The 24,159-nt window shown below is 61.5% G+C and carries 26 protein-coding genes and 1 pseudogene; 16 read left to right on the top strand and 11 right to left on the bottom strand.

Going from position 1 to position 24,159, the window contains the following annotated elements; genetic code table 11:
• The first annotated feature begins 72 nt into the window (after positions 1–72).
• The gene (locus WBQ96_RS13555) at positions 73–393 is read left to right on the top strand and encodes a DUF1476 domain-containing protein (protein WP_336550860.1); all 321 of its coding nucleotides are present in this window, start codon (positions 73–75) and stop codon (positions 391–393) included.
• A gap of 110 nt (positions 394–503) precedes the next feature.
• Complete coding sequence (locus WBQ96_RS13550; RefSeq protein WP_336550862.1) at positions 504–1,274, top strand: HpcH/HpaI aldolase family protein; 771 nt, start codon at positions 504–506, stop codon at positions 1,272–1,274.
• A gap of 10 nt (positions 1,275–1,284) precedes the next feature.
• Here the strand turns inward: WBQ96_RS13550 and WBQ96_RS13545 are convergent, their stop codons facing one another.
• Entirely contained in the window at positions 1,285–1,839 is a 555-nt protein-coding gene (locus WBQ96_RS13545; protein WP_336550863.1) for an RBBP9/YdeN family alpha/beta hydrolase, read from the bottom strand.
• A gap of 155 nt (positions 1,840–1,994) precedes the next feature.
• On the opposite strand from WBQ96_RS13545, the gene WBQ96_RS13540 reads away from it, so the two are divergent.
• Positions 1,995–2,894: a VOC family protein gene (locus tag WBQ96_RS13540; protein WP_442920835.1), complete on the top strand. Its 900-nt coding sequence runs from the start codon at positions 1,995–1,997 to the stop codon at positions 2,892–2,894.
• A gap of 116 nt (positions 2,895–3,010) precedes the next feature.
• On the opposite strand, the gene purB is transcribed toward WBQ96_RS13540, so the two are convergent.
• From purB to WBQ96_RS13515, 5 genes are all read right to left on the bottom strand, one after another.
• Positions 3,011–4,318, bottom strand: a complete 1,308-nt coding sequence (gene purB / locus WBQ96_RS13535) for an adenylosuccinate lyase (RefSeq protein ID WP_165113388.1) — start codon at positions 4,316–4,318, stop codon at positions 3,011–3,013.
• Positions 4,319–4,376: 58 nt separating this feature from the next.
• Positions 4,377–4,790: a hypothetical protein gene (locus tag WBQ96_RS13530; protein WP_165113390.1), complete on the bottom strand. Its 414-nt coding sequence runs from the start codon at positions 4,788–4,790 to the stop codon at positions 4,377–4,379.
• Positions 4,791–4,915: 125 nt separating this feature from the next.
• The gene (locus tag WBQ96_RS13525; protein ID WP_442920836.1) at positions 4,916–5,638 is read right to left on the bottom strand and encodes a DUF2259 domain-containing protein; all 723 of its coding nucleotides are present in this window, start codon (positions 5,636–5,638) and stop codon (positions 4,916–4,918) included.
• Positions 5,639–5,719: 81 nt separating this feature from the next.
• On the bottom strand, positions 5,720–6,733 hold the full coding sequence (locus WBQ96_RS13520) for a P1 family peptidase (RefSeq protein WP_336550869.1): 1,014 nt from the start codon (positions 6,731–6,733) through the stop codon (positions 5,720–5,722).
• A complete protein-coding gene (locus WBQ96_RS13515; RefSeq protein WP_336550871.1) occupies positions 6,730–7,803 on the bottom strand; it encodes a branched-chain amino acid ABC transporter substrate-binding protein in 1,074 nt (357 codons plus the stop codon). The genes WBQ96_RS13520 and WBQ96_RS13515 overlap by 4 nt, the downstream gene beginning before the upstream one ends.
• Before the next feature lie 182 nt (positions 7,804–7,985).
• Here WBQ96_RS13515 and WBQ96_RS13510 point away from each other — a divergent pair, with 182 nt between their 5' ends.
• From WBQ96_RS13510 to WBQ96_RS13480, 7 genes are read left to right on the top strand one after another with little or no spacing between them, the layout of a single operon-like run.
• On the top strand, positions 7,986–8,486 hold the full coding sequence (locus WBQ96_RS13510) for a flavin reductase (RefSeq protein WP_336550873.1): 501 nt from the start codon (positions 7,986–7,988) through the stop codon (positions 8,484–8,486).
• A gap of 16 nt (positions 8,487–8,502) precedes the next feature.
• Positions 8,503–9,432: an AAA family ATPase gene (locus WBQ96_RS13505; RefSeq protein ID WP_336550875.1), complete on the top strand. Its 930-nt coding sequence runs from the start codon at positions 8,503–8,505 to the stop codon at positions 9,430–9,432.
• A gap of 10 nt (positions 9,433–9,442) precedes the next feature.
• Positions 9,443–10,690, top strand: a complete 1,248-nt coding sequence (locus tag WBQ96_RS13500) for a vWA domain-containing protein (protein ID WP_336550877.1) — start codon at positions 9,443–9,445, stop codon at positions 10,688–10,690.
• A gap of 44 nt (positions 10,691–10,734) precedes the next feature.
• Positions 10,735–11,073, top strand: coding sequence for an XdhC family protein (locus WBQ96_RS13495; protein ID WP_165113402.1), 339 nt, complete (start codon positions 10,735–10,737; stop codon positions 11,071–11,073).
• A gap of 5 nt (positions 11,074–11,078) precedes the next feature.
• Positions 11,079–11,789: an XdhC family protein gene (locus tag WBQ96_RS13490; protein ID WP_165113404.1), complete on the top strand. Its 711-nt coding sequence runs from the start codon at positions 11,079–11,081 to the stop codon at positions 11,787–11,789.
• Entirely contained in the window at positions 11,786–13,399 is a 1,614-nt protein-coding gene (locus WBQ96_RS13485) for a molybdopterin-binding/glycosyltransferase family 2 protein (protein WP_336550882.1), read from the top strand. The genes WBQ96_RS13490 and WBQ96_RS13485 overlap by 4 nt, the downstream gene beginning before the upstream one ends.
• A 27-nt stretch (positions 13,400–13,426) precedes the next feature.
• Positions 13,427–14,308 carry an alpha/beta hydrolase family protein gene (locus tag WBQ96_RS13480; RefSeq protein WP_336551009.1) on the top strand — a complete coding sequence of 294 codons (882 nt, stop codon included), beginning with the start codon at positions 13,427–13,429 and terminating at the stop codon, positions 14,306–14,308.
• Between the two features lie 39 nt (positions 14,309–14,347).
• Here the strand turns inward: WBQ96_RS13480 and WBQ96_RS13475 are convergent, their stop codons facing one another.
• Both WBQ96_RS13475 and WBQ96_RS13470 read right to left on the bottom strand, forming a co-directional pair.
• The gene (locus tag WBQ96_RS13475) at positions 14,348–15,391 is read right to left on the bottom strand and encodes a DUF1176 domain-containing protein (protein ID WP_336550883.1); all 1,044 of its coding nucleotides are present in this window, start codon (positions 15,389–15,391) and stop codon (positions 14,348–14,350) included.
• A 114-nt stretch (positions 15,392–15,505) separates the two neighbouring features.
• Entirely contained in the window at positions 15,506–15,898 is a 393-nt protein-coding gene (locus WBQ96_RS13470; RefSeq protein ID WP_336550885.1) for a hypothetical protein, read from the bottom strand.
• Between the two features lie 113 nt (positions 15,899–16,011).
• Here WBQ96_RS13470 and WBQ96_RS13465 point away from each other — a divergent pair, with 113 nt between their 5' ends.
• From WBQ96_RS13465 to WBQ96_RS13440, 6 genes and pseudogenes are all read left to right on the top strand, one after another.
• A complete protein-coding gene (locus WBQ96_RS13465) occupies positions 16,012–16,500 on the top strand; it encodes a hypothetical protein (protein ID WP_336550887.1) in 489 nt (162 codons plus the stop codon).
• Positions 16,501–16,639: 139 nt separating this feature from the next.
• The gene (locus WBQ96_RS13460; protein ID WP_336550890.1) at positions 16,640–17,692 is read left to right on the top strand and encodes an aldo/keto reductase; all 1,053 of its coding nucleotides are present in this window, start codon (positions 16,640–16,642) and stop codon (positions 17,690–17,692) included.
• An 84-nt stretch (positions 17,693–17,776) separates the two neighbouring features.
• The gene (fae, locus tag WBQ96_RS13455; RefSeq protein WP_336550892.1) at positions 17,777–18,316 is read left to right on the top strand and encodes a formaldehyde-activating enzyme; all 540 of its coding nucleotides are present in this window, start codon (positions 17,777–17,779) and stop codon (positions 18,314–18,316) included.
• Positions 18,317–18,566: 250 nt separating this feature from the next.
• Entirely contained in the window at positions 18,567–19,469 is a 903-nt protein-coding gene (locus WBQ96_RS13450; protein WP_336550894.1) for a DMT family transporter, read from the top strand.
• A gap of 171 nt (positions 19,470–19,640) precedes the next feature.
• The gene (locus tag WBQ96_RS13445) at positions 19,641–20,126 is read left to right on the top strand and encodes a hypothetical protein (RefSeq protein WP_336550896.1); all 486 of its coding nucleotides are present in this window, start codon (positions 19,641–19,643) and stop codon (positions 20,124–20,126) included.
• A gap of 200 nt (positions 20,127–20,326) precedes the next feature.
• A pseudogene (locus tag WBQ96_RS13440) lies at positions 20,327–20,689 on the top strand (alpha/beta fold hydrolase); the annotation flags it as partial.
• Between the two features lie 141 nt (positions 20,690–20,830).
• Here the strand turns inward: WBQ96_RS13440 and WBQ96_RS13435 are convergent.
• The 3 genes from WBQ96_RS13435 to WBQ96_RS13425 form a co-directional block, all read right to left on the bottom strand.
• A complete protein-coding gene (locus WBQ96_RS13435; RefSeq protein WP_336550898.1) occupies positions 20,831–21,181 on the bottom strand; it encodes a DUF779 domain-containing protein in 351 nt (116 codons plus the stop codon).
• A 173-nt stretch (positions 21,182–21,354) separates the two neighbouring features.
• Positions 21,355–22,872 carry an aldehyde dehydrogenase gene (adh, locus tag WBQ96_RS13430; protein ID WP_336550901.1) on the bottom strand — a complete coding sequence of 506 codons (1,518 nt, stop codon included), beginning with the start codon at positions 22,870–22,872 and terminating at the stop codon, positions 21,355–21,357.
• Positions 22,873–23,012: 140 nt separating this feature from the next.
• Positions 23,013–23,981, bottom strand: a complete 969-nt coding sequence (locus WBQ96_RS13425) for a helix-turn-helix domain-containing protein (RefSeq protein ID WP_336550903.1) — start codon at positions 23,979–23,981, stop codon at positions 23,013–23,015.
• Positions 23,982–24,159: the final 178 nt, after the last annotated feature.

Here is a 24,159-nt window from a genome sequence, read left to right as displayed (position 1 = left end):
CCACCTTTTGGTTTGTGCTGGTACAACCCATATTCAACGTCACGAATCGATATCAGATCCGGAGGAATTGCCATGAGCAGCATGAAGGACCGCGAAGAAGGCTTCGAAAAGAAGTTCGCGATGGACGAAGAACTGCGGTTCAAGGCGACTGCGCGGCGCAATAAGCTGCTGGGCCTTTGGGCAGCCGAAAAGCTTGGCAAGGCCGGTGCCGATGCTGACGCCTATGCCAAGGAAGTGGTGATTTCCGATATCGAGGAAGCCGGCGACCACGACGTCTTCCGTAAGATACGCAAGGATTTCGATGCCGCCGGCGTCGAGCAGTCCGACCACCAGATTCGCCGCACCATGGACGAATTGCTGGCGACTGCGGCCGAGCAGATCATGAATTCCTGACGCCTTCCCGGCGTTGGCCCAAATGAACCGCCCGCATGCCGGGCGGTTTTTCTTTGCCTTGGCGGAAGTTTCCGGGTGAGATGAGCCGGGAAACTTCGAGGAGCTGCTTCATGACATTTTCATCCCGACTGGCCGCCGGTGAGACGCTGATAACCGCATGGTCCGGCATTCCGGATGCGCTCACGGTCGAGATCGTTGCCGCACAGGGTTTTGACGCGGTGACCCTCGATATGCAGCACGGTGGTCATCACGAGGACAGCGTCTTGCGCGGCATCGTTCCCGTGCTGCGGGCGGACAAGCATCCGGTCGTGCGCATTCCGGTCGGCCGTTTCGACATGGCGAGCCGGGCGCTGGATTTCGGCGCGGAAGCGGTCATCGCGCCGATGGTGAACTCGGTGGAGGACGCGCAGCGCTTCGCTGCGGCGATGAAATATCCACCGGTCGGCGAAAGGTCGTGGGGGCCATCCTTCGCGCTGCCGCGCGCCGGCGGCAGCGACATGAAAGCCTGGCTGCGGGAAAACAACGCGAAAACGGTGTCCTTCGCGATGATCGAAACGCGCGCAGCCCTTGCAGCTCTCGACGGCATTCTGGAAACGCCGGGAATCGACGGCATCTTCGTCGGCCCCGCCGATTTCTCCATCGCATGGACCAATGGCGCGACGGTCGACGCGACATTGGAAGACATGATGGAAACGATCGAGAGTATTGCCGCCAAAGCCAAGGCTGCCGGCAAGCATGCCGGCATTTTTGTCGTCGATGCGGCCATGAGCGGCCGTTTCGTCGATATGGGCTATCGTTTCCTGGCCCTCGGCACCGAGCACCGCTACATCGCCATGGGTGCGGAAGCGCTGCTCAAGACGGCGCGCGGCTCCCTGCGCTAGGGATATTCCGCTAACCCGGCAGGTTGCTGAGAAAGTTTGCGAAAGCCATCGTGCCTTCGGGCCATGGCCCGTAGCCGGCATCCGCATTGATGTGGCCGGCTTCACCGGCATGAATGAACCTCGAGCCCCAGGCAGCCGCGATGTCCTCGGCCATTTCCTGCGAGCAGAACGGATCGTTGCTGCTGGAGACGACGACCGACGGGAAAGGCAGCGGGTCGCGCGGATAGGGCCCGAAGGTCATGAGATGCTTCGGCCTGATTTCGGGGTTGGCGACGTCCGGGGGAGCCACGAAGAAAGCACCCGCGATCGGCTTTTCGAATTGCGGGATCGCCTGGATGACTGTCGGCACGCCAAGCGAATGGGCGATGAACACCACCGGCTTTTCCGCCTCGTTCACCGCTTTGACGACCGCTGCGATCCAGTCCTCGACGACCGGCTTCGACCACTCGGCCTGCTCGACGCGACGCGCGGTGGAGAGTTTCTGCTCCCAGCGCGTCTGCCAATGATCCGGGCCTGAGTTGGTGTAGCCGGGGACGATGAGAATATCTGCGTCTTTTACCTTCATGCCGCGCATGTAGCGATGGCAGGCGGCGCATGCAACTCCCCGGTTTGCTGTCGCAATGCTGAACAGCGTGTTTCCTGATTTGCGGCTTGCGCGGCGTGTGGCTGCGCCCGATGTTACCGGCAACGTAAGCGTCGTTGATTTCAGGGGATGGGCTTTTGCAACTCACACGGCGTAATTTTGTCGGCGTTGCCGGTCTGCTCGCTTTCGGGGCGGGGACAGGCACTGGCCGAACGGAGCCAGACATGAGCGAATTGCCATTTGCCGCCACTACGCCGATCAGCGTTTCCCGCATCGGCCTGAAGGCGAAGAACGCCGAAAACCTTGCCGCCTATTATCGCGCCGTGGTTGGCTTGGAAGAGTTGGCGCGGGAGGGGTCTGTGATCACGCTGGGCGCCAGCGGCCGTCCTTTGCTGGAAATCGAAAACGACGCTGCCGCTCGTCAGGAAGACCCGCGCAGCGCCGGCCTCTTCCACACCGCGTTCCTGTTGCCGTCGCGCGCCGATCTTGGGCGCTGGATCAAGCATGCGATCGCCAACAACATCGCCGTTGACGGTGCGTCTGACCATCTTGTCAGCGAAGCGCTTTATCTGACCGACCCGGAAGGCAATGGCATCGAAATCTATGCCGACCGCGCGCACGAAAGCTGGAAATGGAACGGCGCGCAGGTCGAAATGGCGACGGCGGCGCTCGATATCCCCGGTATCGTTGCTTCCGTGCCGGTCGGCAACCCTGAGTGGAAGAGCGCGCCTGAAAACAGCGTGATCGGTCACGTCCATCTGCGCGTGGGCAAGCCCGCCGAGGCTGAGGACTGGTGGAACTCGGAATTCGGCTTTGACACCGTTGCCAAATATGGCAGCAGCGCCGTCTTTCTGTCTTCCGGCGGCTATCACCATCACATCGGCGCCAATTCCTGGCAGAGCCCGGGTGCCGGAAAGCGCGAAAGCGGCCAGACCGGCCTGACCTGGGTCGAAATGCGCTCGGCGACCGCCAAGGCGGAAGAAACGCGCGAAGACCCGTGGGGCACGGTTATCAGGACGGTGCCGAACAAGGTCTGAAGCTCAGGCGCCAAAAATCGGCAAATAAAAAGGGCCTGCTGCAGGGAATGCACAGGCCCTTTTTTGATGGGAGGTCGTATGCAGCTATAACGACCGCGACTGTATTCGGTTCCGCCTCAGCTTTCGCCGAACACCCGCTTGAAGATCGTGTCGACATGCTTGGTATGATAACCAAGGTCGAATTTTTCGCGGATTTCCTGTTCGGACAAGGCGGCCGTCACTTCCTTGTCACCCAGCAGTTCCTCAAGGAAATCAGCGCCTTGTTCCCAGACCTTCATGGCGTTGCGCTGGACCAGCCGGTAAGAGTCTTCACGTGAGACGCCGGCCTGCGTCAGGGCCAGAAGCACGCGCTGGGAATGGACCAGGCCGCGGAACTTGTTGAGGTTCTTCAGCATGTTTTCCGGATAAATCACCAGCTTCTCGATGACGCCGGCGAGGCGGTTCAGCGCGAAATCGAGCGTGATGGTCGTGTCCGGTCCGATGGCGCGCTCGACGCTGGAATGTGAGATGTCGCGCTCGTGCCACAGCGCCACGTTTTCGAGCGCGGGCGTAACCGACATGCGCACGAGGCGGGCGAGGCCAGTCAGGTTTTCCGTCAGAACCGGATTGCGCTTGTGCGGCATGGCCGAGGAACCCTTCTGGCCGGGCGAGAAGAATTCTTCCGCTTCCAGAACCTCGGTGCGCTGCATGTGGCGGATTTCGATGGCGACGTTCTCGATCGACGACGCGATGACGCCGAGCGTGGCGAAGAACATGGCGTGGCGATCGCGCGGGATGACCTGCGTCGAAACGGGCTCTGGCACCAAGCCGAGCTTCTCGCAGACATATTCTTCCACCGACGGATCGATGTTGGCGAAGGTGCCGACCGCGCCGGAGATGGCGCCCGTGGCGATTTCGGCGCGGGCTGCTATCAGACGCGCCCGGTTTCGTTCCATCTCGGCATAGAAGCGGGCGAAGGTCAGGCCCATCGTCGTCGGCTCGGCATGGATGCCGTGGCTGCGGCCGATGCGGATGGTGTCCTTGTGTTCGAACGCGCGCTTCTTCAGGGCGGCCAGCACACGATCGAGGTCGGCCAGCAGAAGGTCGGCTGCGCGCACCAATTGGATGTTGAGTGTCGTATCGAGCACGTCCGACGAGGTCATGCCCTGATGGACGAAACGCGCTTCGGGGCCGATGAATTCGCCCAGATGCGTGAGAAAAGCGATGACGTCATGCTTGGTGACGGCTTCGATCTCGTCGATGCGGGCGACGTCGAACTTTGCCGCGCCGCCTTTTTCCCAGATCGTCTTCGCCGCTTCCTTGGGGATGACGCCGATCTCGGCCAGCGCGTCGCAGGCATAGGCCTCAATCTCGAACCAGATGCGGAAGCGCGTTTCCGGCGACCAGATGGCAACCATTTCCGGGCGCGAATAGCGAGGGATCATGTCAGGGCATCCATGTGAGCATTGTTCAGCGGCGTCCTAACAGAGGAGGGCGCATTGCTCAATGCAGACGGCGCGCAAACCACAAAGCAGCTATAAACAGGACGACGAAGCCGATCGGGAAGAACAAGCGAATCCCCAGCACTGTGAACTGATAGAATGCGGCCAGGCCCGTGAAAACGATCTGGAATGCCCAGATCACGGTGAATGCGTCGGCGTGCCATTGCGCGTAGTAGAGGCGATACTGAATGGCATAAAGCACAGCCGTAACGCCTATCGTTGCGACGGCGAAGGAAACGAATGCGGCGGCGAATGCCGTTTCGGCGCGCTTGCCCTCTGAAAGAAAGCCGGCGGCCCATAGACCGAGCGGAAAGGCCAAGAATCCCCCGGCTGCGAACAGTGTTGTCACGGTCCGCATCTTATCTGGCGTTTCCCAGGCATCGAGCATGAGATTGAAAAGCGCGCTGCCGGCCATCGCGATGGCCCAAAGCAGTGCGCCTATCGATGCGACCCGAACTGACGGGCGGGTGCGGCGAAGGCGTGCGAGGAGACACTTCCGGACCCCTTGGTTGCCGGCAACAGCCGCTATGCCGGAAGCGCTCACAATCGGCCCGTCACCGCTATCCAGCGGTAGTCCGGACCTTCGAAGCCGACGCCACGTATGGCGATCAGTACGGCAAAAGCGGGTTTGCCACCTTCGCCGAAGAAGGTCTGGATGCCGCCGATCCGGTATCCGAGCGGACAGCTACGGCTTTGCGGGATTGTCTTGTCTTCATGGAGAAGGGCGGTCTGGCCGTCGTCACGTGCATCGACACGGAGCAGGCGGAAGCCGGATGTCTCGCCCATCCCCTCGCAACTCCCGGCTGCGGGCAAGGGAATTTCCTCAAGCCGAACCTCGAGCGGAGCGTCTATGGGCGGGAACACCGGGCGCGGATTGACGACCATGCGATGCGGATCGGCGTTCAGTTCGGTTACCGGGCTGGAACCTGCGGCAATTCCACGATTCAGACCCGTTCCCTTGACGATCTTGTCGCCAAGCTCGGAAGACTGCTTTCGAGCCGCTTCGAGGCTCGCGCTCTCGTCATCGAGCCTGACGCGCACCGGCGAGCCGGGCAGGAATTTGTCGGTGGACGTGTCGATGTAATAGCGGTTGGAATAGGGGAAGCCCGATCCATCCTGCACGCCATATTCCTCGAAGGCGAATATCCCGCCGTCGGCGCTGAAGCCCATGACTTCCAGATTGGCGACGTCGCCGGCGCGGCAGATCGAGGCCGTCGCCAGAAAAGCGGTGGCGGCAAAAGCGATCAGTCGCATCGGCTTCATGGCTTTCTTCCTAACCGGACGATTTTTCCAAGCGTCATGATGATCCAACATCCTAGTGGCGTTGCCCTAATGAATGGCAAATCAGGTCTTTCGTGAAGTCCAGACGGGAAACAGGTCGTTCTCGGCCGGGGTCGCGGCAAAGATTGCTCGGGCGATGGCGCGGGCCATGGTCGAACCTGCGGCGGCGTAGAGGTCGATGGCGTCGTTTATTTCGAGTGTCTTTCCGCTGCAGCCCGTCGCGAGTGCAAAGACAAGATCGCCATCGACTGGCGTGTGCGTTGGCCAGATGGCACGGGCAAAGCCATCATGAGCGGCGATTGCCAGTCGCTTGGCCGCGGCCTTGGTCAGGACCGCATCGGTGGCGATTACAGCGATGGTGGTGTTTTCGCCGGCTTTCAGCTGGTCCCGGAATTTGAGCCGAACGTCCTGGGCGTCTGCGGGCAGGGGCGCCGGAAGGCCAAGCCCGCCGAATTCGTCGCCGATCTCCCAGGGGGCGGCCCAAAAATGGCGGCTGTCGCCCACGGTGACGGATCCGGTCGGGTTCGCGGCCACCAATGCGCCGACGGTGACGCCGTTGGGCAGCAGCGTCGAGGCCGAACCGAGGCCGCCCTTCAATCCCGCGCTCAACGCGCCCGTCCCGGCGCCGGCGGTGCCGATCGCGAAATCAAGTGCTGCGTTCTGCGCTGCCTCATAGCCGAGTTCGCGGTACGGCGGATAAAGGCCCCAATCCTTGTCACCGCCGTTCGGCAGGTCGAAAAGGATCGCAGCCGGCACGATCGGGACGCGAAACTCGCGCGCCGCAAAGCCGATGCCCTTTTCACGCAGTGCCGCCTGCACGCCGGAGGCGGCGTCGAGGCCGAACGCCGATCCACCCGACAGCACCACGGCATTGACGGTTTCGACCGAATTGTGCGCCTCGAGCAGGTCGGTCTCGCGTGTTCCGGGCGCGCCGCCCAGAACCTGCACGCCGGCGACAGCCGGCTCGTCGCAGAGAATCACGGAAACGCCGGATTTGAGCTTTGCATCGTCCGCATTGCCGACGCGCAAGCCGGCGACATCGGTGATCAGATTGCTCGGGCCGATCCTGAAGGTCATTGCTCGTCCACTGGGATAAAGCGTGAACCGTCGAAGCGGAACAGGCGATAGGGGTTCGCTGAGAGATCGCCTTTGTCATTGAAGCGCACGGGGCCGATCGCGGTGGAAAACTCGCGGCCGGCCAGCGTCCCGGCCAACGGTTTTCCCGTGTCAGCCGCTTCGGTCACGGCGGCTATGGCGATTTCGACGGCTGCGTAGGCCGGAAGCACGTAGCCCTCGGGGACTATTCCCTTGGCGGCGAGCTTCTCGATGGCGGCCGGCGCGGCAATATCGGACCATTCTGAAAGAGCGATCATCAATGTGCCTTCGGCGAGCGGCACGTCGCCCGGTGCGGATCGCAAATTCTCTCCGCCGGCAAAGATGATGTCGGTGCCGATCTGTTTTGCGTCGCGGGCCATGATGGCTATGTCATCGCGGTCGCCACCGACGAAGACATGCGTCGCCTCTGCCTTGCGCAACCTGCCGACGAGACCGATCTGGTTGTCCAGCTGCGGGCGAAATGTGTCGGCAAATACGGGCTTTAGCCCGCTCTGCTCAGCCGCCGTGCGAAAACTTTCGGCCAGTTCACGCCCGTAGATCGTGCCGTCGTCTATGACCGCGAAAAGCTCCTCGCGCCAAAGCCGGGTCAGGAGACGCCCGGCGGCCTCGCGTTCGCTGTCGGCGCGCGGGCCAAGGCGAAACACCGGCCAGCCAGTTTTTTCGCGGCGATCGGTCAAGCTATCGGTGCGCACGCCAACCGTGATGACGGGGATGTTTGCCTGCTTCAGGATCGGCAAGGCGGCCTCAACGGCCTCCGTGCAGAGAATGCCGACGACAATCTGTACTTTTGCGTCGACAAATCGCTGGGCGGCCGTCGCGCCGCCTTCACCCGTGCAGGCGTCATCGGCGACTTCAAGCGTGATCTCCGGGGCGCTTGCCGCTTCGAGCGCGCCGTTGCGGATCTGCTCGCCGAGAAGCTGGGATGGGCCGCTGAGCGGTGCGGCAACGCCAATGCGCATCGGCTCCGCGCAAGCCGCGCCAGCGAGCGCCAGCGCCGACAGTGCGCCAATGACAAAGCCTGCGATCCGCATAGGTTTCAACGTTTCCCCCAATGCCGGCAAGGGCATAGCCGGCATCATTTTCCGGCCAAGAGGTAAAGGCTGCCCCTTGATAGCGCAACACGCTAATTCAAGGGTGGCCCAAGTCGCATTGCTTGTGGCGTTATGTCCTTGGCCATATATACCGGACAACTGATTGTCTTGGGGTTTACCGAGTGTTGAAGAAAAACGATATCGAGCCGCAGGCCTACCGGGATGCGATGAGCCATTTTGCCGGAGCCGTTCATGTCGTGACCACGGATGGGGCCGCCGGCAGGCGCGGCGCGACCGTGATTGCGGCCTGTTCGGTATCGGATACGCCGCCGATGATTCTCGTTTGCCTGAACCGCGAAAACCCCAAAAATCAGTTGTTCGTCGAGAACGGCAATTTCGCGTTGAATACGCTGTCTTCGCATCACCAGCACCTGGCCGCAGGTTTTTCGGGCATCACGAAGCTGTCGGCCGACGAACGTTTTGCGCTTGCGCAGTGGAACACGATTTCCAGCGGCGCGCCGACGCTTGCCGATGCGCTGGCGGTTTTCGATTGCGAACTGGTCGATACCAAGGATCTCGCGACCCATCGTGTGCTTTTTGGCAGGGTGACAGGCCTGCGCATCGGCGATAATTTGGAGCCGCTCGTCTATCACGACCGCGGCTATCACGTCCTTGGCCGATAAGGCCCATGGAGACGCAATGAACGAAGCGACGCCACGCCCGGTTCCCCAATCGATCGACGAAACACTCGAGATGCTGACCGGGGCGGATTATGTCGCCGACCGGGCGCTGGCGACGGTGCTTTTCCTCAGCCTGCGCATGAAGCGGCCGCTTTTCCTGGAAGGCGAGGCGGGTGTCGGCAAGACCGAGATTGCCAAGGTTCTGGCCCAGGCTCTTGGCCGCCGGCTGATCCGGCTGCAATGCTATGAAGGCCTCGACGTTTCCTCTGCTGTCTACGAGTGGAACTATGCCGCGCAGATGATCGAGATCCGCATGGAGGAGGCGTCCGGCAAGGTCGACCGCTCCGACATGGAACGCAACGTATTCTCTGAAAAATACCTGATCCGCCGGCCAATTCTCGAGGCGCTGACCGGCAAGGAGGGCGCAGCGCCCGTCTTTCTCATCGACGAACTCGATCGCACTGACGAAGCGTTCGAGGCGTTCCTGCTCGAAATCCTCTCCGATTTCCAGGTTACCGTGCCGGAGTTGGGCACGATCAAAGCGGAAGAACCGCCCATCGTCATCATCACCACGAACCGCACGCGCGAAATCCACGATGCGTTGAAGCGGCGCTGCCTCTATCACTGGGTCGATTATCCCAATGCCGAGCGCGAACTGGAAATCGTCAACCGCAAGGTGCCGCAGGCCAATGAGCGGCTTTCGGCTGAGGTCGTCCGCTTCATCCAGAAATTGCGCGAGATAGAGCTGTTCAAGGTGCCCGGCGTTGCCGAAACCATCGACTGGGCAAGCGCCTTGACCGAACTCGACAAGGTCGCGCTCGATCCCGAAACCATTTCCGATACGATCGGCGTGCTCTTGAAATACCAGGACGACATCGCGCGCATCGAGCAGGGCGAAGGCCGCCGCATCCTCAATGAGGTGAAGGCGGAGCTTTCGGCAGCGGAGTAGACGGCGGGCGATGGACAATTTTCGTTCCACTCCGAAAACCGCCAAGCCCGAAGGGCGCATTGCCGACAACATCGTCTATTTCGCCCGTGCCTTGCGCAAGGCCGGCATGCGCGTCGGGCCGGCTTCGGTCAAGGATGCGATAGAGGCGGTGCTGGTGGCGGGCATCGGCAGCCGGGACGACTTTTACTGGACCCTGCATGCCGTGCTGGTCTCGCGACACGAAGACCATGCCACATTTGACGAGGCCTTTCGGCTGTTCTGGAAATCGCGCGAACTGATCGAGAAGATGATCGCGATGTTTTCGCCGGTCGCGCCCGACAAGCGCGAAAAGCAGAAGCCGCGCACCGCCGAAAACCGCGTCAGCCAGGCGATGTTCGAAGGCCACGAAAAGAACCAGCCGCCGCGCGAGATTCCTGAAATCGAGATCGATGCGCGCTTCACCGTGTCGGGCAACGAGATGCTGCGCGGCAAGGATTTCGCGCAGATGAGTGCTGCCGAGATAAGCGATGCCAAGCGCGCCATCGCTGCCCTGCAACTGCCTTTCGATATGGTCGCGACGCGGCGTTTTCGGCCCGACACACGCGGCCGTGTCGATCCGCGCGCCATGATGCGGGCCGCCGCCCGCACCGGCGGCGAGCTTATTCTCCCGAAATTCCGCTCGGTTCGCGAGGTCCACCCGCCGCTGGTGGTTCTGGCCGATATTTCCGGCTCGATGAGCCAGTATACGCGCATTTTTCTGCATTTCCTGCATGCGCTGACGGAAAAGCGCAGGCGCGTGCATACATTCGTGTTCGGCACGCGGCTGACCAACCTGACCCGCCAGATGCGCCATCGCGATCCCGATGAGGCGTTGGCGGACAGTTCGGCTGCCGTTCAGGACTGGTCCGGCGGTACGCGCATCGGCGATACGCTGCATGAGTTCAACCGGCTGTGGTCGCGCCGCGTGCTTGGGCAAGGCGCTGTCGTTCTGCTGATTACCGACGGGTTGGAGCGGGACGACGTTGCCGGCCTGAGCGAAGAGATGGAGCGGCTGAGAAAATCCTGCCGGCGGCTGATCTGGCTCAATCCGCTTCTGCGCTTCGACGGTTTCGAAGCGCGTGCTCGCGGCGTCAAGGCGATGCTGCCGCATGTCGACGAGTTCCGCCCGGTGCACAATCTCAACGCTCTGTCCGACCTCTGCGCATCGCTGGACAAGGCGACGACACGCGATGTTGATCCCCGCCGCTGGATGGGGATTGGCAGACCGCATGCAGCGTGACCATATTTGGTGTCTGGGAAATCGATGAAACGTGAGGGAGCGTCATGCAAAACACAGCGCATCTCGATGAAAGCCGCGACCCGCTGATCATCGCGGAAGGTTGGATGAAGAACGGCAAGGACGTCGCCATCGCCACCGTGGTCGAAACCTGGGGCTCGGCGCCGCGGCCGGTCGGCAGCCATCTGGTCATCGATGCCGAGGGCAATTTTCATGGGTCGGTGTCGGGTGGCTGCGTCGAAGGCGCAGTCGTATCCGAAGCTGCGGACGTGATCGAAAGCGGCAAGCCGCGCATGCTCGAATTCGGCGTTGCCGACGAGACCGCCTGGCAGGTCGGGCTTTCCTGCGGCGGGCGCATCAAAGTCTATGTCGAGCGGCTGGGGTAGGCCGCATGGATCCGCTGCATCTCAAAAAGCTGAACGCTGAGCGCCGGGCGCGACGCGCGGCTATACTCGTCACCGATCTGGGCGATGGCCGCGACCGCATGGTGCGCGAGGGCGATACGGTTGCGGGGGAACTTGGCGAGGCGATCGTCAAGGCGTTTCGCAGCGGCAATTCCGGTTCGGTCGTGGCTGAAGGGCGGAATTTTTTCCTGAATGTCCATCTGCCGCAGCCCCGGCTGGTGGTGATCGGCGCGGTTCATATCAGCCAGGCGTTGGCGCCGATGGCGCAGATCGCGGGTTATCCGCTCGAAATCATCGATCCGCGTACGGCTTTTGCGACCGACGATCGCTTTCCCGATGTGACGCTGTTTGCCGAATGGCCGGAAGATGTTCTGAAGGCGCATCCGCTCGATGGCTACACGGCTTTGGCCGCACTTACACATGATCCCAAGATCGATGATTTTGCACTCAAAGCCGCACTCGACGCCGATTGCTTCTATATCGGCGCGCTGGGCAGCCGCAAAACCCACGCCAAGCGTGTCGAGCGGTTGATGGCCATGGGCGCGCCAAGCGAGGGCATCGAAAAAATCCACGCGCCGATCGGGCTCGACATCGGCTCGGCCAGCCCGGGCGAAATTGCCGTTGCGGTGCTGGCTGAAGTCATTCGCGCATTCCGTTCGCGCGGTACGGCAAGGTTGCCAAAGGGCCAGGCGGCGTGAAGTTCGGGGCGATCCGCACTGAAGACGCCGAAGGCGCGATACTGGCGCATTCGGTCTCAGTGGGTGAAAAGCGTTTGCGCAAGGCGCATGTGCTGTCGGCAGAAGACATCACCGCGCTGAATGCCGCCGGCATTCGCGAACTCGTCGTTGCAAGGCTCGATCCGGGCGATCTCGGCGAGGACGCGGCGGCCGATCGCATCGCCAAAACGCTCTCGGCCGACAATATCGAAACCAAGCCGGCAGCGACCGGCCGCGTCAATCTTCACGCCGAGGCTTCCGGTGTCTTCACCGTCGACAAGGCGACAATCGACGCGGTCAATGCCGTCGATCCCGCAATCACCATCGCAACCGTTGCCCAATATGCCGAGGTCGAGAAAGGCCAGATGGTCGCGACCATCAAGATCATTCCGTTTGCGGTCCCGAGCGACCTGGTCGCGCGGGTAACCGGACTGGTGAAATCGGGCGAAGTCTTTGCGGTCCATCCCTTCCTGCCAAGGCGCATCGGGCTCGTCCAGACCATGCTTCCCGGCCTGAAGGAAAGCGTGCTGAACAAGACGGCGAACATCACGGCTGCGCGTTTCGCCCGGTCGCAAAGCCGGATAACGCAGGAGCGCCGCACGCCACATGAAACCGGTGCGGTGAAGCAGGCCGTCGAAGAGTTGCTAGTCGACAACGATATGGTTGTCGTCTTCGGCGCATCGGCGATGAGCGATTTCGAGGATGTTATCCCGGCTGCGATCGTTCAGGCCGGCGGCAAGGTGGTTCGCGCGGGCATGCCGGTCGATCCCGGCAATCTGCTCGTTCTTGGCGAGGTCAGCGGCAAGCCGGTGATCGGCGCGCCGGGTTGCGCCCGCAGTCCCAAGGAAAACGGTTTTGACTGGGTGCTGGATCGCATGATTGCCGGGCTTCCGGTCACCGGCATGGACATTGCCGGGATGGGCGTCGGCGGCCTGCTGATGGAAATTCCGACACGGCCGCAGCCGCGCGAGATAGGCGAGAAACCGCGCAACCCGAAGGTCTATGTCGTGCTGCTTGCCGCAGGCAGGTCGAGCCGCATGGGCGGGCCGAACAAGCTGATGGCGCTGTTCGACCACAAGCCTCTGATAAGGCAAAGTGCCGAGCGCGCGATTGCATCGCGTACTGCCGGCACGATCGTCGTTACCGGTCATCAGGCCGACTGGATCGAAAGAACGCTTGCCGGGCTCGATATGAAGCTTGTCCACAATGCGGATTTCGCGTCCGGGCTTTCTTCTTCGCTGAAAGCGGGCATCGCCGCTTTGCCGGACGATGCGGCCGGTGCGCTGGTGGTGCTGGGCGACATGCCGGCGGTAACGGCTGCCGATCTTGATCATATGGTAGAGGCGTTCCGAAGGTCCGGGGCACAATCGATCGTTCGCGCCACCCATGACGGCAAGCGCGGCAATCCGGTGCTTCTGCCGCGCGCGCTCTTTTCTGCCGTTGCGACATTGCAGGGCGACACAGGCGCGCGCCATATCGTCGAGGCCGAGGGTGCCGACGTTATCGATGTCGAGATCGGCGCAGGTGCCGCGATTGACGTCGACACGCGCGACGCCATGGTGGAAGCTGGCGGCATCCTGCAGGAAACCTGAGAAGCGAGGCTCATGATTCTCAAGACCATGTTGCGCGGAGCGCTGGTGTCCGCGCTGTTTCTGGCGGCTGCGCCGCCGCTCGCTGCTGCCGACGGTTTGACGCTTTCTCCCTTCAAGGACGAGTTGTTTGCCTATCCCGACATCCTGTCCACCGCGCAGGGCGGCGCCTATACGGTGGTCGACTATCGCGAGATGCGCGACATCAACGAGCGTGACGAGATTCCCGAACGGCGCGTGCGCGGCAAATATGTTTCCACCGGCGTTCGCAAGGTCCAGAAGGATCTGGTGCTGAAGACCGACAGCGGTGACATCCGGCACGTCGCGGTCGGTACGCAGCAGAATGCCAGGCTGATTACGGTCTATCTGCACGGGCAGGGTGGCAGCCGTAAGCAGGGCGTCGACGATTTTACCTTCGGCGGCAATTTCAACCGGGTGAAGAACCTGATGGCCGCAAATGGCGGCCTTTACCTCTCACCCGATTTCCCGGATTTCGGCGACAAGGGTGCCGCACAGATTTCCGCACTGATCGCGCATTACGCGGAGCAATCGCCCGGCGCGCCGGTGTTCGTGGCTTGCGGTTCGATGGGCGGTGCCTTGTGCTGGAAACTTGCCGCTGACAAAGCCATCGCGCCCCGGATATCTGGCCTGCTGCTGCTGGGGTCGCTGTGGGATGACGGCTTCCTGATCAGCCCTGCGTTCAAGCGTAAAGTACCGGTTTTCTTCGGGCAGGGCAGCAAGGACCCGGTCTTTCCGATCGACAAGCAGGAGGCATTCTTCCGGTCGATTTCGGCCAAGTCGCCCGGCTATCCGACCCGCTTCGTCCGCTTCGAGACCGGTACGCATGGCACGCCGATACGCATGACCGACTGGCGTGAGGTTCTCAACTGGATGCTTTCTCTCAAGCGGTGACGCTATCCCATTGTTTCGCGGTCATTTTTGGACCGCGATTTAAGGGGCCGTATTGTAGTCGATGACCGATTCAGGGTTGATTTCGCCGTCATAGGAAGCATCGACGTCGTATTGCACGAGGGTGAAATCGCCGTTGCGGAACAGCCAGGTTCCGTCTGAGGAGGCGTCTCCAACGCCACGCCATTTGCCGTGTGAGGTGATAGTCTTGGTAGCTTCGTCGTAGGATGAGTTGATGAGCTGGTTTTCGCTGCGGTAACCGATGATGTTGATTGCCTCGACCTTGCCCTCGCTGTTTCCGCCTTCGTAATGAATGTCGAGTTCGGGCGTCGCGAAATGCAGTTCGCGCACGCCATTCGTCTCGTCGGCCAGGTAATAGACGTGAATTTCGTTGTAGGCACCAGCCAGGCAGAAGAAGCGGAAAAGCCGTGCCTTCTGCTCAGGGTCGCTTTCGGCGCTGCCGGCGGGATGAAACGAGATGGTGTGCTCTTCGGGCTTTATTGCGTCGTCGGGCTGGCCGGGCGCAAGCGAGGTGCATTGCTTGGAATGGGTGGCGGCAAATGCGTTTCTGGCCTCTTCCAGAACGGCATCCTTGGGCGTCGGAGCCGGACCATCGCCGCATGAGGCGGGCAGGGCTTCCCCCAGCGGTTTGTCGCTCGGCTTCAGATCACCCTTTTCTATGCGCAGGCCGGTAAAGGTTTGTTCCTGTAGCTGGGGGTTCACGAGACGCGCTGTGTAGCACCCGCCGAACACGGCTTCGCTGCCGTCTTTCTTGCGAGCGAGGATCGCGGCGGGAATGCTGAAATAGGTGCTTCCCGCGGCCCCTTCGGCGCTGGCTTCGCCGGTGACGACCTGCACTTCGGTGGTGTTCTCGTACCCCTTGACGAAGGCCTCGTAATCCTTCGCAGGCTTGGTATCGCCGAAATAGTCCCAGGCGCGGGAATATTCCTGGCGATTAACCGCATTGTAGAGCGAGCGGATAAGCGAGGCGGCGTCGGAACGGTTGTCGAGATAGGTTGGCTCGGCGGCCAGCGCCGAAGCGGCAACCAGACTCGAGGCAAGGGCGGCGAGCACTATTCGTTTCATCCGCGAATCTCCCATTCGACGGATAGTATCTGCCATGGAATGCGGCGTGGTCGTGACGGCCAAACATCCGCAGCAAAAGTCGTCCCGGCGCGAGGCGCCGGAGACCGTTGGCTGTTATTTGAGAGCCATTTCGCGAGCGATGCGCGGAAAATCGGCAGGTTTTACGCCGATGTCGGCGCGGTCTGCATTGCTCATCGCGTCGAGCATCTGGAACGCGGCGCGGTAGCGGCTGTTTTCGCGGTGGCGCCGGCTGGTGAACATTTCAGTCAGGAACTTCATGATCAGGACCCTTCGTTGGTCCTCCCATAACCAATATAATCGATTTATATTCATTGTGCAGAGCAGCAATTGCATGGCTGCCATGTGTTTCATCAAAACCCGGGCTGAAACTTTCTTCCGCGCGGCCCGTATTTTCCCATGCCGGTCGAAAGCCGGTTTTTCCTCGTCGCAAGACGCATTCGGGCTGCATTTCGGTGCGGCCCGCATTTTTGGAGAAGCGGTCTGCACGAAACCGTTGGCGCCTAAATTTCTTCTCATCGCGCCAAGCTATTTTTAACGAGCGCTGTCCTACTGTCGGGAGCGAAATGGCCAGTCGCGCGTTGACGGCAGAGGAGCCTGTCTTGGGAACAAATACCAACCGCGATTTTGCCTCGTTGCTTGACGATCTTTTCGTCAATCCGGCTCCATTCGAGGAGGCATCTCCCCGCCCATCGGTGCCGTTCGATTATATGTCCGTTGCCGATGAGCTTCATTCCGGTCGGATCAAAGTCTCGACGGAGACCGCTACCGCCGAATATCGCGACGTTTCCGAGAATTTCGAGGCAGGCTTTGCTGCATTGCTCGCAAATCTTGATCGGCTGGCGGCTGACGAGGTAGCCGAGATCGAAAAGCTGCCGCCGATAGATCCCGAGGAGATTGCCAAGGAACTTGGATTGGCGGCGGCAAAAGCGAGTGCCGACTTTGGCCGGCTCCGTCGGAGTTTTGCTTTCCACAATCATCCCGACCGCGTGGCGCCGCATCTGCGCCAGCGCGCCATGGTGCGCATGCAGGTCGCCAACATGCTGATCGACGACGCCAAGCGGCGGGCCGCCAAGCCAGCCAAGCGCTGACGCCAGTTTTTACGGATTTGTCCGGACGGCGAGTAAATTTGGCTGCCGCTGCTTGGCGACGGGGCCGTCTCCGGTTTATGCTGAGGCATCCTTCCCAGCGTGACCACGCGAAATACCCTTCCAGTTCCGGAGATTTTCCATGCAGCAGCGCCGCATTGGCCGCACCGACCTTTCCGTTTCCAGGATCTGCCTTGGAACCATGACGTGGGGACAACAGAACACCGAGGCCGAGGGTCATGCCCAGATGGACCTCGCTTTCTCGCGAGGCGTGAATTTTCTCGATACGGCTGAGCTCTATTCGATCCCGCCGAAGCCCGAGACGCAGGGCAGCACCGAAATCATCGTCGGCAACTGGATGAAGGCGCGCGGCAACCGCGACAGCATTGTGCTTGCATCCAAGGTCGTCGGCCGCACTTCCAATGAATGGTTCCGGGGAGGGCGGCCGTCGAAGCTGGTGCGCGCCGACATCTTCGATGCGGTCGAGAAATCGCTGAAAAGGCTGCAGATCGACTATATCGATCTCTACCAGATCCATTTTCCGGATCGGCTTATCCCCTGGGGCTCCAACCCGACGCGTATCGCTACTGAGCCGGGCAAGCGCGCCGAGGATGAAACGCCGATCGCCGAGACGCTTGCTGTCTTCGACGAACTGGTGAAGGCAGGCAAGATCAGGCATCTCGGCCTGTCCAACGAAAGCTCCTGGGGCGTGATGCGCTTTCTTAACGAGAGCGACAAGGGCATCGGCCCTCGCGCAGCCTCGGTGCAGAACGCCTACAACCTCGTCAACCGCACATTCGAGGTCAATCTTGCCGAAGTGTGCGAACGCGAGGATGTCAGCCTTCTTGCCTATTCGCCGTTGGCGCAGGGCTATCTGACCGGAAAATACGACCACGGCGCGCGGCCTGAAGGCGCGCGCACCACGCTGTTCAATCGCGCCCAGCGCTACGAGACGCCCTATGCCGCCGAGGCACATCTCGCGTATAACGAGCTTGCCAGAAACTTCGGCATGGAACCGGCGCTCTTCGCCAACGCCTATGTGACGAGCCGCTGGTTCGTGACCTCCAACATCATCGGCGCCACCTCGATTCCGCAGCTCGAAATGGCGCTGGCGGCTGCCGACGTAACCTGGACCGACGAGATGCAGAAGGCCGTCGACGACATTCACCAGCGTGTCGGCAATCCGTGCCCCTGAACGACAGATTGTGACGTTCTGGCCAGTGGACCGGCCCGGGCCTGCCCGATAAGTTGCGCGCCATATTCACGAGAGGAAAAAATCATGACTGATATTTGGTTCCGCACGGGCGAGGCGACGGTGCTTGCGGCCGAAGGACAGGCGACGGACGCGATGCCCGAGGTTCTGATCGGCTCGGTACGCGGGCCGGTGGGGCAGGCTTTCGCCTCGATGATGGGGCAGGTGAAGGGCCACACCCGCATGTTCGTCGTGCGCGACCTGAACCAGCAGGTGAAGCCGGCGACGATGATGACGACGAAGGTCACCATCAAGAACATGGCCTATGCCGAGCTGCTTGGCGGCGTCGTGCAGGCCGCCACCGGCGACGCCATCGTCGACTGCCTTGCCGAGGGCATCCTGCCAAAGGACGAGGCCGACGAACTGTGCATGATCATCATGATCTGGCTCGATCCGCGCTGCGCCGAGGACGAGAACCTCGACAAGAAGGATCTCTACCGCACCAATTACGAGGCGACCAAGATCGCCATTTCGCGCGCAATGACCGGCAAGCCGACGGTCGACGAGTTGATCGCCAACCGCAAGACGGTGAAGCACTATGCCCTCGACGGCGTCATCGACTACTGAGAGATCGTTTCCTAACTCGTCCTGCCGGTCATCTGACGCGGTTTTCTGCGCTTCCGGTGCTCATGGACCTAATGTCCATTCCGCTCCGGTTCTCGAAATCCCACGCCATATGCCTCGGCAGGGCGAGTTATCAAAACGATCGCTCCGCTCTGGCTGGACCGCCGCTTAAGCCGCGCTGGCTGTGATTTTGGTGGCCGCAAGGGTCTATGGATGCGCCCATAGTCCTTTCGGCCGCCAGAGTTTAATGTCCATGAGCAGCACCTCCATCACCGCGCCAGCGATCCCGCGATCGCAACGCTGGGCGCTGGCCGCGTTGCTCCTTGGCGGCATCGTGATTGGCTGCTCGCCGATTTTCGTGCGGCTTTCCGAGGTCGGGCCGATGACGACTGCGTTCTGGCGCGTGGCGCTGGGGATGCTGCCGCTTCTCGCCTGGCAGGCGGCCAGCCCGGCGCGTGGCAAGGCCGATGCGCGGCCTGCCGGGTTTTCCGACTATATCGGCCTGTGCGTGCCAGGCGTCATGCTCGCCGGCGATCTTGTCGCTTGGCACATCTCGCTTCACCTGACGTCGGTAGCCAATGCAACGCTGCTCGCCAACATGGCGCCGATCTTCGTGACGCTGGGCGGCTGGCTTCTTTTCCGCACGAAAATCAGCCGCATTTTCCTCACCGGGCTCGCTCTGGCGCTGGCCGGCGTCGTCATCCTCAAGGGCGGGCCGGCAGCCCTCGGCGGCGGCGACATCAAGGGCGACGTCATCGCCATCATCGCCTCGGTCTTCTATGCCGGCTACATCCTCGCGCTCGGAAAGGTTCGCAGCCGTTATTCGACGCTGACTACCATGCTGTGGACGACCGGCTCGGCAGCCGTCTGCATGCTGCCGCTGGCGCTGTTCTTCGAAATCGGGTTCTGGCCTCTCACATTGTTCGGCTGGGCGATTCTGCTCGGTCTTGCCTGGATTACCCACGCCGGCGGGCAGGGGCTGATCATCTTCGCGCTGGCCTGGCTGCCGGCGGCCTTCTCGTCGCTGACGCTGCTGATCCAGCCTGTGGTCGCGACCATACTGGCGTGGCTTCTGCTCAACGAAACGATCGGCATCATGCAGGCAGTTGGCGGGATTATCGTCCTTGCCGGAATACTGGTCGCGCGGCGCGGCTAGGGTGTGTCGACATTCAGGTGATGGCTGGCTGCAAAACGCACCCACATATTTTTGCCGGCTCGCGTCATCAAACTGCAATAAACAAAGCTTGATCGGCCAATCGATTGCATTAGACGGCGAAACGAATAAACAGGAATCTACGCTAGAATTCCTGTGAAAAGCCGTTCCGCCATGAAGCACCGAATCCTGTTCGGTTCGTACCCGATTCCGCGCTTTGCCGGGGTGCCGAGCCACAATTTCATCGTCTGGGTCGACCCCGGCGGGCGGCCGCTCTACGAGATCAATGGCGGGGCGAGCAATCCTGACGGCACCTTCAACTATTTCTCGATCTTCGGCCGGCTGACCGCCGTGGAAACCGACTATGCGCGCCGCAATCTGGCGTACTGCCCGGAATTCCATATCCGCCCGACGTCGCGCACCGTGCTGTTGCTGGAAGCGCCTCATCGCGAGATCGCGGCGCGCTGGGCGCGGGGCATGAGGACGGTGAACCGCATCGCCGCTTCGGGCCTGCGCTATTCCTTCCTGACCCAGAACAGCAATTCGGTCGCCTCCGCTGTCGCGCGCGGCATGGATCTCGTTGTACCGCGTTCCTCGCTCGGACCGCTGCGCGCGCCCGGCGGCCGCCGCCGGCTGGCGCTGGAGCCGATGGTGGCTTAGCAAGGGCACCTCTCTCCCTTCTCCCCTTGTGGGAGAAGGTGGATTGGCGCGCAGCGCCAAGACGGATGAGGGGTGTTGGACGGAGTGATCCGTTCCAGGAAAGGCCTTCAGGCTGCCCGCCCATCGCCGCATTCCGGCCAACACCCCTCATCCGACCTCGCTCCGCTCGGCCACCTTCTCCCACAAGGGGAGAAGGAGAGGTGGCACCCAAGCCGGAGGATTTCCCGAAACTGCTCGGCCAGATGGGGAGTTTCATGCGCCAGGACTATGATTATTCGCAAGACGTCAAGACGCTGAAAATGCCGGTCATGATCGTGTTCGCCGACAGCGACATGTACAAACCCGAGCATATCGTGAAGTTCTATCAGCTGCTCGGCGGTGGGCTGAAGGACGCCGGCTGGATGCGCGAGACCATGTCGCAGAACCGTCTGGCGATCATCCCCAACCGCACCCACTATGACGTCTTCTTCGCACCCGAACTGGTTTCGACCACGCTGCCGTTCCTCGACGGCCAGACCAAGGTGAAGACATGGGACGAGGTGGTGGAAGAGGCGAAGAAGTAGGGGAGCTCTACTGCGAAAAACGCCTGCGCTTTCAGAGGGAAGCGCGGGCAGGCTCATGCTGTGCAACAACACACGGCCCAAATTTCGTCGAGTGTCTGTCTTTGGTTTCTGCTTGCCTGGCACTGAAAAGATCAGGGAGCTTCATGGAACCGCGCAGATCGTCGAGCGCGTCAGGAACCGCTTCTCGCGGCCATTGTCGAGCGAGAACATGCCGCCGCGACCGGGCACGACATCGATGATGAGGTCGGTGTGTTTCCACACCTCGAATTGCGAGGCGCTGATATAGACCGGCGTCTCGCCGATCATGCCCAGAAGTACGTCCTGATCGCCGACGATGAAGTCGCTGCGCGGGTAGCACATGGGTGAGGAGCCGTCGCAGCAGCCGCCGGATTGATGAAAAAGGACGGGGCCGTGATCAGCGATGATTTCGGCGAGGAACGCTTCCGCTTCCGGGGTGGATGAGACCTTTCCCAGAGAAACTTTTTCCAGCATGCGGATACTCCCTGATAAAAGATGAGGCGGCGTGGCCATTTCGACCACGCCGCCGACGCCTTAGATCGCCGTGCGTCCATTCGGACGCACAATGGACGATCTAACACTTTGAATGAGCATCGGAATATTCCGAAAACCGGGTTCCACTTTTCGGTCCGATGCTCAGGAGGCGATCAGAAGAAGCCGAGCTTCTTCGGGCTGTAGCTGACCAGCATGTTCTTGGTCTGCTGGTAGTGATCGAGCATCATCTTGTGCGTTTCACGGCCGATGCCGGACTGCTTGTAGCCGCCGAAGGCAGCATGCGCCGGATAGGCGTGGTAGCAGTTGGTCCAGACGCGGCCGGCCTGGATGGCGCGGCCGAAGCGATAGGCGCGTGTGCCGTCGCGGGTCCAGATGCCGGCGCCAAGGCCGTAGAGCGTGTCGTTGGCGATCGACAAAGCCTCGTCGTCGTCCTTGAAGGTGGTGACCGAAACCACCGGCCCAAAAATCTCCTCCTGGAAGACGCGCATCTTGTTGTGGCCCTTGAAGATCGTCGGTTTGACGTAGTAGCCGCCGGCGAGATCGCCGGGCAGGTGGTTCTGTTCGCCGCCTGTCAGCACTTCTGCGCCTTCCTGGCGGCCGATGTCGAAATAGCTCAGGATCTTTTCGAGCTGTTCGCTGGATGCCTGCGCACCAATCATCGTCACTGGGTCGAGCGGGTCGCCCTGGACGATTGCCTCGACGCGCTTCAGTGCCTTTTCCATGAACTTGTCATAGATTTTCTCATGCACCAGCGCGCGGCTCGGGCAGGTGCAGACCTCGCCCTGGTTGAGCGCGAACATGACGAAGCCTTCGATCGCCTTGTCGAGGAAATCGTCATCCTCGGAGGCAACATCCCTGAAGAAGATGTTGGGCGACTTGCCGCCAAGTTCCAGCGTCACCGGGATGAGATTCTGGCTGGCATATTGCATGATCAGCCGGCCGGTCGTCGTCTCGCCGGTGAAGGCGATTTTGGCAATGCGCGGCGAGGAGGCCAGTGGCTTGCCGGCTTCGAGGCCGAAACCGTTGACGATGTTGAGCACGCCTTCAGGCAGGATATCGCCGATGAGATCGGCCCAGAGCATGATCGTGGCGGGCGTCTGTTCGGCCGGTTTCAGCACCACGCAGTTGCCGGCAGCCAGCGCCGGCGCGAGCTTCCAGCAGGCCATGAGAAGCGGGAAGTTCCACGGAATGATCTGGCCGACGACGCCGAGCGGTTCATGGAAGTGGTAGGCGACGGTATCGTCGTCGATCTGCGAGAGGCTGCCTTCCTGTGCGCGCAATGCGCCGGCGAAATAGCGGAAATGATCGATGGCGAGCGGCACGTCGGCTGCGGTGGATTCACGGATCGGCTTGCCGTTGTCCCAGGTCTCGGCCAGAGCGAGGAGGTCGAGGTTCTCCTCCATGCGGTCGGCGATCTTGAGCAGCATGTCGGCGCGTGTCGCTGCGGCAGTCTTGCTCCAGGCGTCCTTTGCCTTGTGGGCCGCATCAAGGGCCGCTTCGATATCGGACGCATCCGAGCGCGCGATTTCGCCGAGCGGCCGGCCGGTTACAGGCGAGATGTTTTCGAAATATTTTCCGGATTTGGGCGCGACCCATTTGCCGCCGATGAAGTTGTCGTAGCGCTTGGCGAAGGGAACCTTGGCCGTGCGGGAAAATTCAACCTTGTTCATGTCTTCCTCCCGAGAAGCGACGCCACAGGATGCGGCGTTTCGAGAGACAGGATCGGCGCTGCTTCATGCGTTGTCAGCCCGTACGGCCGCGATTGCAGCCCCTTGGTGTCGCAAGACTGCGACACCTCGCAGGCACAAAATCAATGCGTGCGCGATACGTCGAGACGCTTCAGCTTTCGATGCAGTGTGGCGCGGCTGATGCCCAGCACTTGGGCTGCGGCGGTGACGTTGCCATCCGCGCGGGCAAGCGCCCTTTGCAGGACGCTGCGCTCGGCATGGGCAAGGTTCTCCGGTTCGCCCCGTGTTGCGCCGAACAGATCGACTGCCGGGAGAGGGCGCGTAAGGCAATCCGGCGTGATGCCGAGCGCCTGCCGTGCAGAGCGCGTCGCGCCGACCACGAGATCGTCGGCATCGACGGCGACAAGCGCGCCGACGCTCTTGTCGATCGTCGGTGCCAGCAGAATGCGTGCCATCGGGAATGACATGCGGAAATTCTCCGCCTCGATGCGGCGTGCAGCGTCGATGACCGCCATCGAAATCAGATTGGCAAAGCCTTCCGTCAGGTCTGCGCGGCAGGAGGATACGTCGAGTGCGGCGACCAGATTGCCCTCGTGATCGTAGATGGGGGCGGTGGTGCAGCTGAGCGCGGTGTTGCGCGTGAAAAAATGCTGGTCGCGGTGGATGGTCAGCGCGCGCTGCTCGACGAGGCAGGTGCCGATGCCGTTGGTGCCTTCGCTGTCCTCGCTCCAGACGGAGCCGGTCCACAGGCCCCAGGAATGAAACGTCTCGTCGTCGGATGGTGCACCGCGGCGCTCGACGGGCACGCCGTCTCGGTCGGCCAGGAGTACACAGCAACCGACGCCGCCGACGGCCAGATAGAGCCTGTCCAGGCTGGGACCCGCGGCGGCAAGCAGCGGCTCGATCTTCTGTCGCGCTTCCCTCAGTTCCGCCTCGGTCAGGTGCCTGGGGGATTTGCGTTCTGCCGGATCGAGCTGATGCAAGGATGATGAACGTCGCCAGGACGCTACAAGAGCGGACTTCGCTGCGGCGTCCGAAGTGATCGCGGCCTGAATGCGGTCTGCATGAAGGGCGGGTAAGTGTCCGACCATGTTTCCTCCCGAAACTTTAGCCTCTTCTCCTCTGCCTGGATCCGGCTCCTTCCCGAAGCCATATCTTGGTCGCAAGCCACGTTTGCTTTGCCGATCCCTGCACGTCAATTCATAGAAAGGATGAGATTTCTCCGGTTCCTGTCGTCGATCGCAAGGTCAATTCACAATCGGAGCTGCA

Origin of the sequence: Mesorhizobium sp. CCNWLY176, from assembly GCF_037153935.1 — a bacterium.
Lineage (GTDB): Bacteria > Pseudomonadota > Alphaproteobacteria > Rhizobiales > Rhizobiaceae > Mesorhizobium_M > Mesorhizobium_M zhangyense.
This window is presented reverse-complemented; position numbering and strand designations above follow the sequence as displayed.

Excerpts from the sequence above, each read along its gene's own strand:
- WBQ96_RS13555 (WP_336550860.1), top strand. The coding sequence starts at position 73 with ATGAGCAGCATGAAGGACCGCGAAGAAGGCTTCGAAAAGAAGTTCGCG.
- WBQ96_RS13550 (WP_336550862.1), top strand. The coding sequence starts at position 504 with ATGACATTTTCATCCCGACTGGCCGCCGGTGAGACGCTGATAACCGCA.
- WBQ96_RS13545 (WP_336550863.1), bottom strand. The coding sequence starts at position 1,839 with ATGAAGGTAAAAGACGCAGATATTCTCATCGTCCCCGGCTACACCAAC.
- purB (WP_165113388.1), bottom strand. The coding sequence starts at position 4,318 with ATGATCCCTCGCTATTCGCGCCCGGAAATGGTTGCCATCTGGTCGCCG.
- WBQ96_RS13530 (WP_165113390.1), bottom strand. The coding sequence starts at position 4,790 with ATGGCCGGCAGCGCGCTTTTCAATCTCATGCTCGATGCCTGGGAAACG.
- WBQ96_RS13525 (WP_442920836.1), bottom strand. The coding sequence starts at position 5,638 with ATGAAGCCGATGCGACTGATCGCTTTTGCCGCCACCGCTTTTCTGGCG.
- WBQ96_RS13520 (WP_336550869.1), bottom strand. The coding sequence starts at position 6,733 with ATGACCTTCAGGATCGGCCCGAGCAATCTGATCACCGATGTCGCCGGC.
- WBQ96_RS13515 (WP_336550871.1), bottom strand. The coding sequence starts at position 7,803 with ATGCGGATCGCAGGCTTTGTCATTGGCGCACTGTCGGCGCTGGCGCTC.
- WBQ96_RS13505 (WP_336550875.1), top strand. The coding sequence starts at position 8,503 with ATGAACGAAGCGACGCCACGCCCGGTTCCCCAATCGATCGACGAAACA.
- WBQ96_RS13500 (WP_336550877.1), top strand. The coding sequence starts at position 9,443 with ATGGACAATTTTCGTTCCACTCCGAAAACCGCCAAGCCCGAAGGGCGC.
- WBQ96_RS13495 (WP_165113402.1), top strand. The coding sequence starts at position 10,735 with ATGCAAAACACAGCGCATCTCGATGAAAGCCGCGACCCGCTGATCATC.
- WBQ96_RS13490 (WP_165113404.1), top strand. The coding sequence starts at position 11,079 with ATGGATCCGCTGCATCTCAAAAAGCTGAACGCTGAGCGCCGGGCGCGA.
- WBQ96_RS13480 (WP_336551009.1), top strand. The coding sequence starts at position 13,427 with ATGTTGCGCGGAGCGCTGGTGTCCGCGCTGTTTCTGGCGGCTGCGCCG.
- WBQ96_RS13475 (WP_336550883.1), bottom strand. The coding sequence starts at position 15,391 with ATGAAACGAATAGTGCTCGCCGCCCTTGCCTCGAGTCTGGTTGCCGCT.
- WBQ96_RS13460 (WP_336550890.1), top strand. The coding sequence starts at position 16,640 with ATGCAGCAGCGCCGCATTGGCCGCACCGACCTTTCCGTTTCCAGGATC.
- fae (WP_336550892.1), top strand. The coding sequence starts at position 17,777 with ATGACTGATATTTGGTTCCGCACGGGCGAGGCGACGGTGCTTGCGGCC.
- WBQ96_RS13450 (WP_336550894.1), top strand. The coding sequence starts at position 18,567 with ATGAGCAGCACCTCCATCACCGCGCCAGCGATCCCGCGATCGCAACGC.
- WBQ96_RS13445 (WP_336550896.1), top strand. The coding sequence starts at position 19,641 with ATGAAGCACCGAATCCTGTTCGGTTCGTACCCGATTCCGCGCTTTGCC.
- WBQ96_RS13435 (WP_336550898.1), bottom strand. The coding sequence starts at position 21,181 with ATGCTGGAAAAAGTTTCTCTGGGAAAGGTCTCATCCACCCCGGAAGCG.
- adh (WP_336550901.1), bottom strand. The coding sequence starts at position 22,872 with ATGAACAAGGTTGAATTTTCCCGCACGGCCAAGGTTCCCTTCGCCAAG.
- WBQ96_RS13425 (WP_336550903.1), bottom strand. The coding sequence starts at position 23,981 with ATGGTCGGACACTTACCCGCCCTTCATGCAGACCGCATTCAGGCCGCG.